Source organism: Pseudomonas sp. GW823-FHT06B06 (assembly GCF_058795195.1).
Map to the genome: position 1 here is coordinate 9360 of NZ_JBXAHO010000027.1, position 12639 is coordinate 21998.

Annotated in this window: 12 protein-coding genes, 1 tRNA gene and 1 pseudogene; 4 read left to right on the plus strand and 10 right to left on the minus strand. The window is 60.3% G+C overall.

Annotated features, from left to right (window positions below):
* Positions 1 to 2: 2 nt before the first annotated feature.
* Positions 3 to 75, minus strand: a tRNA-Glu gene (locus AC1Q8Q_RS22230).
* 365 nt (positions 76 to 440) lie between these two features.
* On the opposite strand from AC1Q8Q_RS22230, the gene AC1Q8Q_RS22235 reads away from it, so the two are divergent.
* Positions 441 to 1199, plus strand: coding sequence for a hypothetical protein (locus AC1Q8Q_RS22235; protein ID WP_020799685.1), 759 nt, complete (start codon positions 441 to 443; stop codon positions 1197 to 1199).
* Between the two features lie 134 nt (positions 1200 to 1333).
* On the opposite strand, the gene AC1Q8Q_RS22240 is transcribed toward AC1Q8Q_RS22235, so the two are convergent.
* The 3 genes and pseudogenes from AC1Q8Q_RS22240 to AC1Q8Q_RS22250 all read right to left on the minus strand — a co-directional run bounded on the left by AC1Q8Q_RS22240 (position 1334) and on the right by AC1Q8Q_RS22250 (position 4194).
* Positions 1334 to 2215 carry a methyl-accepting chemotaxis protein gene (locus AC1Q8Q_RS22240; RefSeq protein WP_371106620.1) on the minus strand — a complete coding sequence of 294 codons (882 nt, stop codon included), beginning with the start codon at positions 2213 to 2215 and terminating at the stop codon, positions 1334 to 1336.
* Positions 2192 to 3298, minus strand: a pseudogene (locus tag AC1Q8Q_RS22245) (HAMP domain-containing protein); the annotation flags it as partial. The pseudogene AC1Q8Q_RS22245 and the gene AC1Q8Q_RS22240, both read right to left, overlap by 24 nt.
* A 134-nt stretch (positions 3299 to 3432) precedes the next feature.
* Complete coding sequence (locus tag AC1Q8Q_RS22250) at positions 3433 to 4194, minus strand: SDR family oxidoreductase (RefSeq protein ID WP_020799687.1); 762 nt, start codon at positions 4192 to 4194, stop codon at positions 3433 to 3435.
* A gap of 235 nt (positions 4195 to 4429) precedes the next feature.
* Here AC1Q8Q_RS22250 and AC1Q8Q_RS22255 point away from each other — a divergent pair, with 235 nt between their 5' ends.
* Positions 4430 to 5434 (plus strand): NADP-dependent oxidoreductase, encoded by a 1005-nt coding sequence (locus tag AC1Q8Q_RS22255; RefSeq protein ID WP_168758803.1) that lies wholly within the window; start codon positions 4430 to 4432, stop codon positions 5432 to 5434.
* A 105-nt stretch (positions 5435 to 5539) separates the two neighbouring features.
* On the opposite strand, the gene pyrF is transcribed toward AC1Q8Q_RS22255, so the two are convergent.
* The gene (gene pyrF, locus AC1Q8Q_RS22260; protein ID WP_162247449.1) at positions 5540 to 6238 is read right to left on the minus strand and encodes an orotidine-5'-phosphate decarboxylase; all 699 of its coding nucleotides are present in this window, start codon (positions 6236 to 6238) and stop codon (positions 5540 to 5542) included.
* Between the two features lie 296 nt (positions 6239 to 6534).
* Here pyrF and AC1Q8Q_RS22265 point away from each other — a divergent pair, with 296 nt between their 5' ends.
* Together AC1Q8Q_RS22265 and AC1Q8Q_RS22270 are read left to right on the plus strand one after the other, a co-directional pair.
* Entirely contained in the window at positions 6535 to 7293 is a 759-nt protein-coding gene (locus AC1Q8Q_RS22265; protein WP_020799690.1) for a response regulator, read from the plus strand.
* Positions 7293 to 8342 (plus strand): sensor histidine kinase, encoded by a 1050-nt coding sequence (locus AC1Q8Q_RS22270; protein ID WP_492615503.1) that lies wholly within the window; start codon positions 7293 to 7295, stop codon positions 8340 to 8342. The genes AC1Q8Q_RS22265 and AC1Q8Q_RS22270 overlap by 1 nt, the downstream gene beginning before the upstream one ends.
* 20 nt (positions 8343 to 8362) lie before the next feature.
* On the opposite strand, the gene AC1Q8Q_RS22275 is transcribed toward AC1Q8Q_RS22270, so the two are convergent.
* The 5 genes from AC1Q8Q_RS22275 to AC1Q8Q_RS22295 form a co-directional block, all read right to left on the minus strand.
* The gene (locus AC1Q8Q_RS22275) at positions 8363 to 9415 is read right to left on the minus strand and encodes an AI-2E family transporter (RefSeq protein WP_151143149.1); all 1053 of its coding nucleotides are present in this window, start codon (positions 9413 to 9415) and stop codon (positions 8363 to 8365) included.
* Between the two features lie 69 nt (positions 9416 to 9484).
* Positions 9485 to 10291: a DUF4892 domain-containing protein gene (locus AC1Q8Q_RS22280; protein ID WP_492615504.1), complete on the minus strand. Its 807-nt coding sequence runs from the start codon at positions 10289 to 10291 to the stop codon at positions 9485 to 9487.
* Positions 10292 to 10409: 118 nt separating this feature from the next.
* A complete protein-coding gene (locus tag AC1Q8Q_RS22285; RefSeq protein ID WP_020799694.1) occupies positions 10410 to 11264 on the minus strand; it encodes an alpha/beta hydrolase in 855 nt (284 codons plus the stop codon).
* On the minus strand, positions 11261 to 12067 hold the full coding sequence (locus AC1Q8Q_RS22290; RefSeq protein WP_020799695.1) for an alpha/beta fold hydrolase: 807 nt from the start codon (positions 12065 to 12067) through the stop codon (positions 11261 to 11263). The genes AC1Q8Q_RS22285 and AC1Q8Q_RS22290 overlap by 4 nt, the downstream gene beginning before the upstream one ends.
* 118 nt (positions 12068 to 12185) lie before the next feature.
* Entirely contained in the window at positions 12186 to 12629 is a 444-nt protein-coding gene (locus AC1Q8Q_RS22295; protein WP_020799696.1) for a hotdog fold thioesterase, read from the minus strand.
* Positions 12630 to 12639 lie beyond the last annotated feature (10 nt).

Consider the following 12639-nt stretch of genomic DNA (forward strand, 5'->3'; position numbering starts at 1 on the left):
GGCGTCCCCTAGGGGACTCGAACCCCTGTTACCGCCGTGAAAGGGCGGTGTCCTAGGCCACTAGACGAAGGGGACACACTACAACATTCACTCCCTGCTTCGTTTCGCTGTTCGCTTTACGCTGCAAGTGGCGCGCATTCTATGGATGGATTGAGAGGTCGTCAACCCCCTGTTATAAATTTATTTAAATCAATGACTTCGCGCTGCTTTGCGACCCCTCCCGGCTTTTCTGTCGCCTGGGGTCTGGCGCCTATATTCTGACACTCGCCAAGACGTTATAGTCGACGCCATGAGTGATGGCAATATGCTTCAGAGTGCCAGCATTTATATACGCGGATCGCGGCCGATAAACCTTCAGCCACGCCGAGCCGGCGCCTGAAGGCCAGGCCACTTCACTCGCACGCAAACCCTATAAAGAGGTCTTACCGGTGACACCACTCATGATCACCCTGCTCGTCGTAGCCGGGATCGCACTCTTGATCGCCATTGGCTACATCAACCATGTGGTGGAAAACAATAAGCTGGAGAGGGCCCGCACCAAGGTTGAACTCAATGATCGCCTGCGTCGCTGTGGGGAGATCACCGAGACGTTTCCCGGCCAGTTGATGACGCCAGCGCTTAAACTGTTGCTGACGCGCCTGGAACTGAATGTTTGCCAACGCCTGCTGAATCTGGAAAAGACCAGCGCCAACCTCAAGGCCCGGATTACTGAACTTGAGGCTCTGGTTGGCCAGGGCGAATCAATTCCAGTCAACAACCCACCGGCACCGATCCAGACCGAAGCCAAGGCCAAGGACGTGCGTTTCCTGCTCGAAGCCCTGCACGGCCAAATCACCCGCGCTGCCCAGGATGGTTTTTTGCCACCCAATGAAGCCAAGGGATGGATTCGTCAAGTGCGCCATATCCTTGTGCTGCTTCACATCGAGTTTTTCAACAACCTCGGCCAGCATGCCCTGCAGCAGAACCAGCCCGGCCAAGCGCGACTGGCGTTCGAACGCGGCGTGCAGTACCTGCGCAAACAACAGGAACCCCAGGTCTACGCCGAACAACTGGAATACCTGGAAAAACTCCTGGCCCGCGCCAACGACCAGGTCATGGACCGTATCGCTCCGGTAGAGGGTGACGTCAACCAATTGACCGAAGGCCTGAAGGACGTCGAGGCGGATGCGGACTGGAAGAAGAAAGTGATCTACGACTGATCACAGAACGAACGTAAAAAAGCAGTAATACACACGAAGATCAAAAGATCGCAGCCTGCGGCAGCTCCTACATGAAACGTGATCCAGTAGGAGCTGCCGCAGGCTGCGATTTTTTAGCGGCTGTCAGGCCAGCATTAAAGCCTGAAATGCCCCACCATTCCCTTTAGCTCAACCCCCAACTGCGCCAGCTCGATACTCGACGCCGCATTGCCCTGCATCGCCAGCGAAGACTGATCCGCACTCGCACGAATACTCGTGACGCTGCGATTGATTTCCTCGGCCACCGAGCTCTGCTCTTCGGCAGCAGCGGCGATCTGCTGGTTCATCTGCTGGATCAAGGACACGGCCGCCGCGATACTCCCCAGCGCACTTTCAGTCTGCAGTGCATCGCTGACGGCGAGTTTCACCAACTCACCGCTGCTTTGTATCTGCTGCACCGAGGCCTGCGCCGCCGCGCGCAAGGCGCTGACCAGTCGCTCGATCTCTTCGGTCGATTGCTGGGTGCGCTTGGCCAGGGCCCGCACTTCATCGGCCACCACCGCAAACCCCCTGCCCTGCTCGCCCGCCCGGGCTGCTTCGATGGCCGCATTCAGGGCCAACAGGTTGGTCTGCTCCGCCACGCTCTTGATAACGCCGAGCACCGTGCCGATGTTCTGGATTTCCGCGCTCAGGCTTTCGATACTTGAACTGGCCGAAGTCGCGGAATCCGCCAGTTGCTCGATCCGCACCATACTCTGGCGCACCACCTGCTGCCCGCTTTCAACCTTGCCATCCGCTGTTTGCGCCGCCAGCGCGGCCTCTTCGGCGTTACGCGCAACGTCGTGCACGGTGGCGGTCATCTGGTTCATGGCCGTGGCAACCTGCTCGGTTTCTTCCTTCTGGCTGCTGACTTCGAGGTTGGTCTGCTCAGTCACGGCAGACAAGGATTGCGCTGAAGTGGCCAACTGCTCGATGCCCGCCTGCAAACCGCTGACGATCTGGCTCAGCCCTGCGCCCATCTGCTGCATGGCCTCCATCAACTGACCGATCTCGTCACGACGGGTCACCTCGACCTTCGCACTCAGGTCCCCTGCAGCGATCTGCTGCGCCACACGAATCACAGTGCGCAGCGGCGCCACGATCAAGCGGGTAATCACCCACGCTGCAATCAAGCCAACCAGCAAGGCCAGCACCGAAGAGCCGAGTATCAGTAGCGAGTTGTTTTTCAGTTGCGCCTGCATCGACTGGTCTTCGGCGACATAGGCCTGATCCACCCGCTCCACCACCTGGGCAGCGCGTTGGTGCAATTGTTGGTAGACGGTTTTTTCCTGCTCCAGCAGGCCGGTGTACTCAGCGAGCTTGTCGCTGAAACTGGCGATATGGCCGGTGACTTCATTGAGGACCGTCTGGTAACCCTCATCCTTGACCGTGGTCTTGAGTTGCTCGGCCTGGGCCAGCGCCTGGCTGGCCTGCTCGATCTTGCCCTGCCCGGCGCTGTCGTCGCCCTTGCGGCTCTGGGCCAGACGCACGTGTGCTTCGTTCATGGCTTGCAACATCAACCGAGAAACCTGGCTGACCTGACTGGCTTGCTCGATGAACGCGGCCCCGTCCTTGCCTTCGGTTTCCTTCAGCGTGTAAGCGCCGTCATCGGCGAGCCCGGCTTGCAGGACGTCGAGATTGTTGGCCACGCTGGACACCGACCAACTGGCCATTTCCAGCGCCAGGTCCTTGGCCTGGCTGAGCGAGACAAACTCGTCAAACGCCTTGCGGTAAGCCCCCAGGGACTGCTCGACATCATTCATGACCGGTACATTGGCCGCCGATGCTGACTTGAGCTGGTTTGCCAGGGCGATCAGGCCGTCAACGCCTGCGTGCAGGGCATCGACAGTTTTCGGGCTGCCATGCAAGGCATATTCCTGCTCCAGCAGTCGCACCTTGAGCAAACCGCTGTTGAGCGAAGACATCTGCTTGAGCCCGTCGAAGCGCTGACTGATGGTTTGCAGCGACCATACACCGATCGCCGCCACCAGGGCCGTCAGCAGCAACACCAGCGCAAACCCTACACCCAGTTTTTTTGCCATACCGAGGTTGGCAAAACGTCCTTGCACGGCCGAATTCATTGCACTCAGTCCCCCGCCATTATCAGTAACAGCAGAGTCGCAACGGCCCCGTATCAACACAAGACTCTGGCGCCTGAATAATGGCAAAAAGCTACGCCCGCGTCGTTTTCAGAACGCTGGAGGTCGATCCGCTATCAAAACGCGGTAACTCCGCCGTCCACGGCCAATGAGTGCCCCGTGGTAAAGGCCGCGCCATCGCTGCACAGGTACAGCACCGCGCTGGCGATTTCCTCGACCTTGCCGATGCGGCCGACCGGGTGCATCGCATTGGCGAACTCGCCCTTCTTCGGGTCTGCCTCATAAGCACGGCGGAACATGTCGGTGTCGATCACCGCCGGGCACACGGCATTGACGCGGATTTTTTTCTTGGCGTATTCAATCGCGGCCGATTTGGTCAGGCCGATGACAGCGTGCTTGGACGCCGCGTAGATGCTCATCTTCGGCGCAGCCCCGAGACCTGCCACTGACGCGGTATTGACGATTGCACCGCCGCCCTGGGCCAGCAACAAAGGCAATTGGTATTTCATGCACAACCAGACGCCCTTGACGTTGACGCCCATGATCGCGTCAAACTCCTCGACCGTACCTTCGGCCAGCTTGCCTTTTTCGATCTCGATACCGGCATTGTTGAACGCATAGTCGAGACGGCCGTAAGTATTGACCACTTCATCCATCAGGTTCTTTACATCGCTTTCCACTGTCACGTTGCACCTTACGAAGGTCGCTTCACCGCCAGCCGTACGGATCAGCGCGACCGTGCCCTCGCCGCCCGCCGTGTCCATGTCGGCCACCACCACCTTCAAGCCTGCGGCGGCAAACGCCTGGGCAGTGGCCCGGCCGATGCCGGCTGCCGCGCCTGTCACCACTGCCACCTGGCCGGAAAACGTCATGCTCATTGTGCTGTCCTCGAAGAGTAGTTTGCGGGGGATCGCGAGTTCCCAGCATAGCCACAGCCCCCAAGGCCCGGCAGCACTATCAAACGGCCGGTTGAGCCACCATGAGTGGCAGTGATTGAACTACCGTACCAACTATCACTGTACTGGATAAGACTGTATTCGCCGGATCAGCCGAACTTGCGGCATCGACCTCGAGGGTCTATCAACAAGGTTTCATTCATCCTGAGTGCCTGCCATGACGTCCCAGACCAATCGCCAATTTCTGCTCGCCAAACGCCCAGTGGGTGCCGCGACCCGGGAAACATTTACTTATCAGGAAGTACCGGTCGGCGAACCGGCTGCAGGCCAGATCCTGGTCAAGAACGAATACCTGTCCCTGGACCCGGCCATGCGCGGCTGGATGAACGAAGGCAAGTCCTACATCCCGCCGGTCGGTCTTGGCGAAGTGATGCGCGCGTTGGGCGTGGGCAAAGTCGTGGCTTCAAACAACCCTGGCTTCGCGGTGGGCGACTACGTCAACGGCGCCCTCGGCGTACAGGATTATTTCCTGGGTGAGCCGCGTGGGTTCTATAAGGTCGATCCGCAACTGGCGCCGCTACCGCGCTATTTATCCGCACTGGGCATGACCGGTATGACCGCTTACTTCGCGCTGCTTGACGTGGGTGCGCCCAAGGCCGGCGATACCGTCGTACTGTCGGGCGCTGCCGGTGCGGTGGGCAGCATTGCCGGGCAGATTGCCAAGATCAAGGGCTGTCGGGTAGTCGGTATCGCCGGCGGCGCGGACAAGTGCAGGTTCCTTATCGACGAACTGGGTTTTGACGGCGTCATCGACTACAAGAACGAAGATGTCATGACCGGTCTCAAGCGCGAATGCCCCAAAGGCGTCGACGTGTATTTCGATAACGTGGGCGGCGATATCCTCGACGCGGTATTGAGCCGCTTGAACTTCAAGGCACGGGTGGTGATCTGTGGCGCCATCAGCCAGTACAACAACAAGGAAGCGGTCAAGGGCCCGGCCAACTATCTGTCACTGCTGGTCAACCGCGCACGCATGGAAGGTTTTGTGGTGATGGACTACGCCGCGCAGTTCGCCGCCGCCGGACAGGAAATGGCTGGCTGGATCGCCAAGGGGCAGCTCAAGAGCAAGGAAGATATCGTCGAAGGCCTGGAGACCTTCCCGGAGACGCTGATGAAGTTGTTCAGCGGGGAGAATTTCGGCAAGTTGGTTCTAAAGGTTTAAAAGTGATCGATTAAAAGATCGCAGCCTCGTTTCACTCGACAGCTCCTACACAGCTCCTACAGGGAAATGCGGCCCCCTGTAGGAGCTGGCGCAGCCTGCGATCTTTTACGCCAGTTCGGCCACCACATCGGCCAAAGCCTTGGCCGGATCTGCGGCCTGGCTGATCGGGCGGCCGATCACCAGGTAATCGGAACCGGCATCCAGCGCCTGGCGCGGAGTCAGGATACGGCGTTGATCGTCCTGGGCGCTGCCCGCCGGGCGAATCCCAGGGGTCACCAATTGCAGCGACGGGTGCGCCGATTTCAGCGCCTGGGCTTCCAGGGCCGAGCACACCAGGCCATCCATACCGGCTTTTTCCGCCAGGGCGGCCAAGCGCAGAACCTGCTCTTGCGGCTCGATGTCCAGGCCGATACCCGCCAGATCCTCACGCTCCATGCTGGTCAACACCGTCACACCGATCAGCAGCGGTTTTGGCCCAGTGCGCTGGTCCAGCACTTCGCGACAAGCCGCCATCATGCGTAGGCCACCGGAGCAGTGAACGTTGACCATCCACACGCCCATTTCCGCCGCGGCCTTGACGGCCATGGCCGTGGTGTTGGGGATGTCGTGGAACTTGAGGTCCAGGAACACTTCGAAACCCTTGTCACGCAGGGTGCCGACGATTTCCGAAGCACAGCTGGTGAACAGTTCTTTACCGACTTTGACCCGGCACAGTTTCGGGTCCAATTGATCGGCCAGCTTCAGTGCGGCGTCACGGGTAGGGAAATCCAGGGCGACGATGATAGGAGTCTGGCAGGCGGACATGAGTGGGCTCTCAGGCAAGTCGAAATCGGCGCGCATTGTAGCGGAACCAATGGCCCTGCGGGACCCGATGATCGGTAAATCGTCGAGATCGCTCCGCCAAGACTAGCCTCTGCGGCAATTGTGTCGAGTTCGGTACAGTCACGACACGCCCCCAACATCCTTGTCCGCTACCCTCGGCAACCGCAATACGTCCTTGGCTCAGCACTTCCCGCCTCCGGGCAGGACGCCTATGCTGGAACCACAACCTCGCAGCCTATCTTTGTGGTTGGCAGCCTACCTGGCAGATGAACCCACGCATGCACAACACTCCAGCCCCCGTGAACGACGATCAAAAAGCGCCCGGCGATGAAAAACGCTGGAGCATTCGCGCCCTGATCGTCGACGATGATGTGCCGATCCGCGAGCTGATGATCGACTACCTGGCGCGTTTCAACATCCATGCAAGCGGGGTCACTGATGGCGCCGCCATGCGCCTGGCGATGCAGGCGGAGCATTTCGACGTGGTGGTGCTCGACTTAATGCTGCCCGGCGAAGACGGCCTGTCGCTGTGCCGCTGGTTGCGAGGCGAATCGGATATTCCGATCCTGATGCTCACGGCCCGCTGCGAACCCACCGACCGGATCATCGGTCTCGAGCTCGGCGCCGACGACTACATGGCCAAGCCGTTCGAACCCCGCGAACTGGTCGCACGCATCCAGACCATTCTGCGCCGGGTGCGGGACGACCGCAGCGAACAACGGGCGAACATCCGTTTCGACAATTGGCGTCTGAACAGCGTGCTGCGCCAATTGGTTGCAGCCGATGGCCTGGTGGTGCCGCTGTCCAATGCCGAATTTCGCCTGTTGTGGGTGTTTATTGAACGTCCGCGCCGGGTCCTCAGCCGCGAGCAACTGCTGGATGCCGCTCGTGGCCGTTCGATCGAAGCCTTCGATCGCAGCATTGACCTGCTGGTGTCGCGCCTGCGGCAGAAACTCGGTGACGATCCCAAGGCCCCGCAACTGATCAAAACCGTGCGTGGTGAGGGTTACCTGTTTGACGCCCGGGATATCGGTTGATGCGGGCGCGCTTCGATACGTTGTTCGGCCGTCTGTTTGGAGTACTGCTGATCGCGATTGTCCTGGCACACCTGCTGGCATTTGCATGGTTTCACTACTACGGCCCGCCGCCTCCCCCTCCCCCGCCGGCGTTTCCCGAAGACATGGACGGTCAACGCCCACCGATGGACCCGCGCCTGGCCCCCCGCCCTGCCAGGCCATGGTTTGGCGGACCACTGGTACCGCTGACGTTTCAGCTGATCTCGCTGATCATTGCAGCCTGGTACGGCGCCAAATTACTCAGCCGGCCGATTCAACGCCTTAGCGACGCGGCCGAGCGCCTGAGTGAAAACCTCGACAGTGCGCCACTGGAGGAATCCGGCCCACGGGAAGCGCGACAAGCGGCGCACACGTTCAACAAAATGCAGCAACGCATCATCGAGCAGGTCAAGCAGCGCTCGCGCATGCTCGGCGCGGTATCCCACGACCTGCGCACGCCCCTGTCGCGTCTCAAACTGCGCCTGGAACAAATTGACGACGACAAGCTGCAAGGACAGATGCGCCAGGATCTGGACGACATGATCAGCATGCTCGATGCGACGCTCGGCTACCTGCACGAACAGCGTACCAGCGAGGCGTCACAGTGGATGGATGTGCAGGCGCTGGTCGAGTCCCTGAGCGAAAACGCCCAGGACCAGGGGGCAAACGTCCAGGCCAGCGGTCATTGCGCGCCGCTGCAAGTCCAGCCGATGGCACTGCGCTCCTGTATCAACAACCTGCTGGACAACGCCTTGCGTTATGCCGGGAATGCGTTGATCACGCTCGAAGATAATCGCCAACACCTGGTGATCAGGGTCATCGACCATGGTCCAGGGATCGCGGCGGATAAACGTGAAGCCGTATTCGAACCGTTCTTCCGATTGGAAGGCTCACGCAATCGCAACTCCGGCGGCGTCGGCCTGGGCATGACCATTGCTCGCGAGGCGGCGCAACGCCAGGGCGGGCGGCTCAGCCTGGAAGAAACCCCCGGTGGTGGGCTGACGGCGATCATCCGCCTGCCCAGGACCTGAGTGCAGCGCAAGGATTGAATTCAACGACGGTCATCAACCCGCGACTGGCTTTTGCTCCAGTCGGTCAACAGGCTGTAAGCCACGGCCAACAACGTCGGCCCGATAAACAGGCCAATGAATCCGAATGCAATCAAACCACCAAACACCCCTAGCAACACAATCACCAGCGGCAAATTCCCACCCCGGCTGATCAAGTAAGGCTTGAGCACGTTGTCCACGCCGCTGATGATGAACATGCCCCATACGCCGAGGAACACCGCCATCCCGTACTCACCCTTCCAGGCCAGCCAGGCAGTGGCTGGAATCCATACCAGCGGCGGCCCCATGGGAATCAGGCTGAGCAGGAAGGTCACGATACCGAGCACCAGTGCCCCAGGGACGCCGGCAATCAGGAAGCCGATCAACGCCAGGACCGCCTGGGCCGCGGCGGTGCCGATCACGCCGTTTACCACCCGTTGCACGGTGCCCGCCACCAGTTCGATGTAGTACCCGGCACGGTGGCCAATCAGCCGCTCCAGCAAACCATGAACAAAGGCCGCCAACCGTGGGCCGTCGCGATAGAAAAAGAATACGAAGACAATGCTCAGGGTCAGCTCGAGGATACCGCCGCCAATCTGCGCGCTACGCGCCAGCAACCAGTTGCCGACCTGGCCCAGATAAGGCTTGAGCGACACCATCATCGCCGCGCCCTGCTGATCGATACTGTTCCAGATGACCACCAGCCGCTCGCCCACCAGGGGAATGCTGCCCAGCCAGGTCGGCGCTTCAGGCAGGCCGTCGACCTGCACATCCTTGATGAACGCCGTGGCGTCGCGCACATGATCCGCCAGGTTGAACCCCAGCCACACCAGCGGCGCCGCCACCAGCACCATCCAGCCCACGGTCAGCAGGGCCGCCGCCAGGGATTCGCGGCCATTGAGCCAGCGGGTCAGCAGGCGCATCAGCGGCCAACTGGCGAACGCCAGCACCGCGCCCCAGAACAGGGCCGACCAGAACGGCGCCATCACCCATAAGCTCGCGCCAAACAGCACCAGGAGCAGGATCTGCACCAACAGCCGATCGTTATTGATCATCACAGTCTCGAAAAAATCATTCAGCAAAAAGAGTAGGCGAACACGCCACGCGTGTTCGCCGGATGACGCTTATCGCAGCAGTTTGATATGCAATCCAGGACCGTCGACACCACCGGTTTCCATCCGCGCCGCACGTACGCCCTGCTCGATCAACGATTGACGCCAGGCTTCAGCGTTGGGCCCGGACACACTGACCCGCAAGGTGGTGTCCAGGTTCAGGCCCCGGGAGATCAGGCGCAGCCATTTGTCATCGGGTGTTTGCGTCAACTTGGGGAAGTCGAGTTCACCGGTACTCTTGAGCTCGCGCAGCAAGGTTGCGGACGTCGGCAGCAAATCCCCCAGCGGGGCGACGGCGTCGAATTGTTCGACGTGCAGATAGGCTTTGCGATTACCACGGGTGATGCTGTAGAGCGCCACCAGCGTATTGTCCTTCGGTGCGGCCAGGCGTAACAGCAGGTAAGCCTGCTCACTATCGGAGCCATAGAGCTTGGCGTTGCCGAACACTTCGTTGGCCCATAGGCTGCTTTCGCCACAATCTCGCGCCTGGCACCAGAACAGCAATTGGGCGTCCTGCTGTTGAAGCGCTTCGCGCGCAGCGGTGAAGGCCTCGGTCGAGGAATGTTCCGCCGGCAATTCATAGGTCACCGAGGTGACATGCCCACGAGCACTGACCTGCCCGTCAAAGCGCAACTGACCGCTGATCTTGCGGATCGAGCCGAGCGGGTAGATCCGTTCAAGCTCGGCCGTGGGGCGATAGTCGACGATCTGCGCATCGGTCATGCGCGGCACGATCGGCAAGTCCTGACTGCCGGGCAGATCGACGGCTAATGAGAGTGGACTGAAACAACTGAGCATCAGCAAACTGAATGAGCGCATGGATAGACTCATCGGATCAGCATGCCCTTGTGGCCATTCGGGGGCGCAGCGGTGTAGAGGTCTATCATGGTTGTCTCCCTTTTCAACCCACCCAGCCTCGACAGTTGCCCGGCGCAAGTCAAGGAATGGCGAAGAACCGATTGAAACAGTCTGCGACAAGGTCGGCACCGGGTTCATCATTCAAGTGCAAATGATGGCCGCCTGGCAGCTGTTCTAGGCTAAAGGGTAGACGCTCCAGCAACTCCGGATGTTTGGCGAGCATGCCGTCAGCGGCGACCACCAGTTTCGCCGGACAGGCGACCCGCTGGACGAAGGCCATGGCCTGCTCGGTGGTAAGGCGCAGCGGCGATGGCAGCGTGAGGCGATTGTCGGTGCGCCAGGTGTAACCGCCCGGCACCGGCATCAAGCCACGCTGGGCCAGCAGTTCGGCGGCTTCGCGACTGACCGCCACCAGGCCTTTCATGCGTGCTTCGATGGCGCGGTCTTGGGTGCTGTAGACCGGTTTGCGTTTTTCCCGCAGATCCAGTTGCGCCTGCAGGGCCATGCCCATGCGTTCGGCAGCGTTTTCGCCTTTGTCCGTGGGAGGGATGACACCGTCAATCAAAGCCAGGTGAGTGACTCGCTGCGGAAACGAACCGGCAATGATCAGCGAGGCGATGGCACCCATCGAATGCCCCAGCAACGCAAACCGCTTCAATCCAAGCTGCTCTGCAACTTGCAACACATCGTGGGCATAGTCCCACATGGCGTAACCGGCGCCAGGTGGGCGGTGTCCTGAGTGCCCGTGACCGGCCATGTCCAGGGCGATCACGCGCAAGCCTTTGAGCTTGGGTGCCAGGCGGGCGAAGCTATTGGCGTTGTCCAGCCAGCCATGCAGGGCAATGACCGGCAAACCGTCTTCGGGGCCAAACAAATGCGCCGCCAACTCGATATGCGGCAGGCTCAGGCGCACTTCTTCGACGACCTGGCTCATGCGCAATCCCGTTGCTGGCGAGAGGTCCAGCGTTCGAACAGGTTTTTCAGCAGTACGGCCGTCTCCTGCGGACGTTCCAGAGGAAACATGTGCCCGCCAGGCATGCTCAGCGCCTCGCCATTTGGCATGCGCCCGACTGAACTGGTGTGATGACGCATCACCACCCGGCTCTCGTGCCCGCGAACGACCGCCAGCGGCACTTGCAACTGCCGCAGGCGGCCGGGGCTGGTGTGTGGTACGCCCCGGTAGATGCTGATTTCCGTGGCTGGGTCGAAACGCAAGCGCAACCTGTCGCCGTCCTGATGCAAACCATAGTGCAGGTAGGCATCGAAACACTCTGGATCGAAGCTGCGAAACAGGCTCTTGCCGGCGAAATAACGGCGGGCGCTCTCGAGATCGGCGAATTCTTCACGACGCCCCAGGGTGCGGCCGGCCGGGGTCAGGCGGTCGATGAAACCCAAGCGCTTGGCTGCGCGAATGACCCATTGATCGGTGCGCGTCAGCACCGGCGAATCGAGCATCACCACACCGCGATACAACTGGGGGCAACGCAACGCCGCGTGCAGATGCAGTACGCCACCGAAGGAATGACCGACGCCCCACACCGGCTGTGACTGCTGCTGCAGATGGTGGATGAGTTCATCCACCAGGTTGTACCAGTTGTCGTCCGCCGGGAAACGCGGGTCGTGGGCGTGTTGCTCCAGATGCGTCACCCGAAATTCGGGTGCCAGCGCCGCAAACAACTTGCCGTAGGTTCCCGAAGGAAAACCATTGGCGTGGGCGAAAAATATCTGTTGCGACATACCGATCGATCCATCAGCGAAAACAAACCCGATTGTCCGCAAGACCGCGTTCTTGAGCAATGACCGTAACTGACAGGAATGATGACAGTCCGGCCATGCGAATAAAGGAACGGGGAGATCAACGTGCTGGCGGATTATCACCCAGCGGCACCACGGCCATGGTCAGCCGCGACACACAACTGGCCTTGCCTTCGTCACTGGTCAAGCGGATATCCCAGACATGGGTCGTACGCCCGATGTGAATGGGTTTGGCGACCGCCGTCACTCGGCCGCTGCGCAAGCCGCGCAGGTGGTTGGCGTTGATTTCCAGCCCCACGCAGTAAAACTTGCTGGCATCGATGCACAGGTAGCTGGCCATGGAGCCGACTGATTCAGCCAGCACCACCGAAGCGCCGCCATGCAGCAAGCCATAAGGCTGGTGGGTGCGATGGTCAATGACCATGCTCGCGGTCAAGGACTCTTCATCGAAGGCTTCGAAACGGATGTCCAACAGTTCGCCAATGGTGTTTTTCTGAATTGCGTTCAGTTGTTCGATGTTGGGAACGGTACGCCACAGACTCATAGCAGGTTTT

Excerpts from the sequence above, each read along its gene's own strand:
- AC1Q8Q_RS22295 (WP_020799696.1), bottom strand. The coding sequence starts at position 12,629 with ATGAGTCTGTGGCGTACCGTTCCCAACATCGAACAACTGAACGCAATT.
- AC1Q8Q_RS22275 (WP_151143149.1), bottom strand. The coding sequence starts at position 9,415 with ATGATCAATAACGATCGGCTGTTGGTGCAGATCCTGCTCCTGGTGCTG.
- AC1Q8Q_RS22235 (WP_020799685.1), top strand. The coding sequence starts at position 441 with ATGATCACCCTGCTCGTCGTAGCCGGGATCGCACTCTTGATCGCCATT.
- AC1Q8Q_RS22270 (WP_492615503.1), top strand. The coding sequence starts at position 7,293 with ATGCGGGCGCGCTTCGATACGTTGTTCGGCCGTCTGTTTGGAGTACTG.
- AC1Q8Q_RS22280 (WP_492615504.1), bottom strand. The coding sequence starts at position 10,291 with ATGCGCTCATTCAGTTTGCTGATGCTCAGTTGTTTCAGTCCACTCTCA.
- AC1Q8Q_RS22290 (WP_020799695.1), bottom strand. The coding sequence starts at position 12,067 with ATGTCGCAACAGATATTTTTCGCCCACGCCAATGGTTTTCCTTCGGGA.
- AC1Q8Q_RS22250 (WP_020799687.1), bottom strand. The coding sequence starts at position 4,194 with ATGAGCATGACGTTTTCCGGCCAGGTGGCAGTGGTGACAGGCGCGGCA.
- AC1Q8Q_RS22265 (WP_020799690.1), top strand. The coding sequence starts at position 6,535 with ATGCACAACACTCCAGCCCCCGTGAACGACGATCAAAAAGCGCCCGGC.
- pyrF (WP_162247449.1), bottom strand. The coding sequence starts at position 6,238 with ATGTCCGCCTGCCAGACTCCTATCATCGTCGCCCTGGATTTCCCTACC.
- AC1Q8Q_RS22285 (WP_020799694.1), bottom strand. The coding sequence starts at position 11,264 with ATGAGCCAGGTCGTCGAAGAAGTGCGCCTGAGCCTGCCGCATATCGAG.
- AC1Q8Q_RS22240 (WP_371106620.1), bottom strand. The coding sequence starts at position 2,215 with ATGGAGGCCATGCAGCAGATGGGCGCAGGGCTGAGCCAGATCGTCAGC.
- AC1Q8Q_RS22255 (WP_168758803.1), top strand. The coding sequence starts at position 4,430 with ATGACGTCCCAGACCAATCGCCAATTTCTGCTCGCCAAACGCCCAGTG.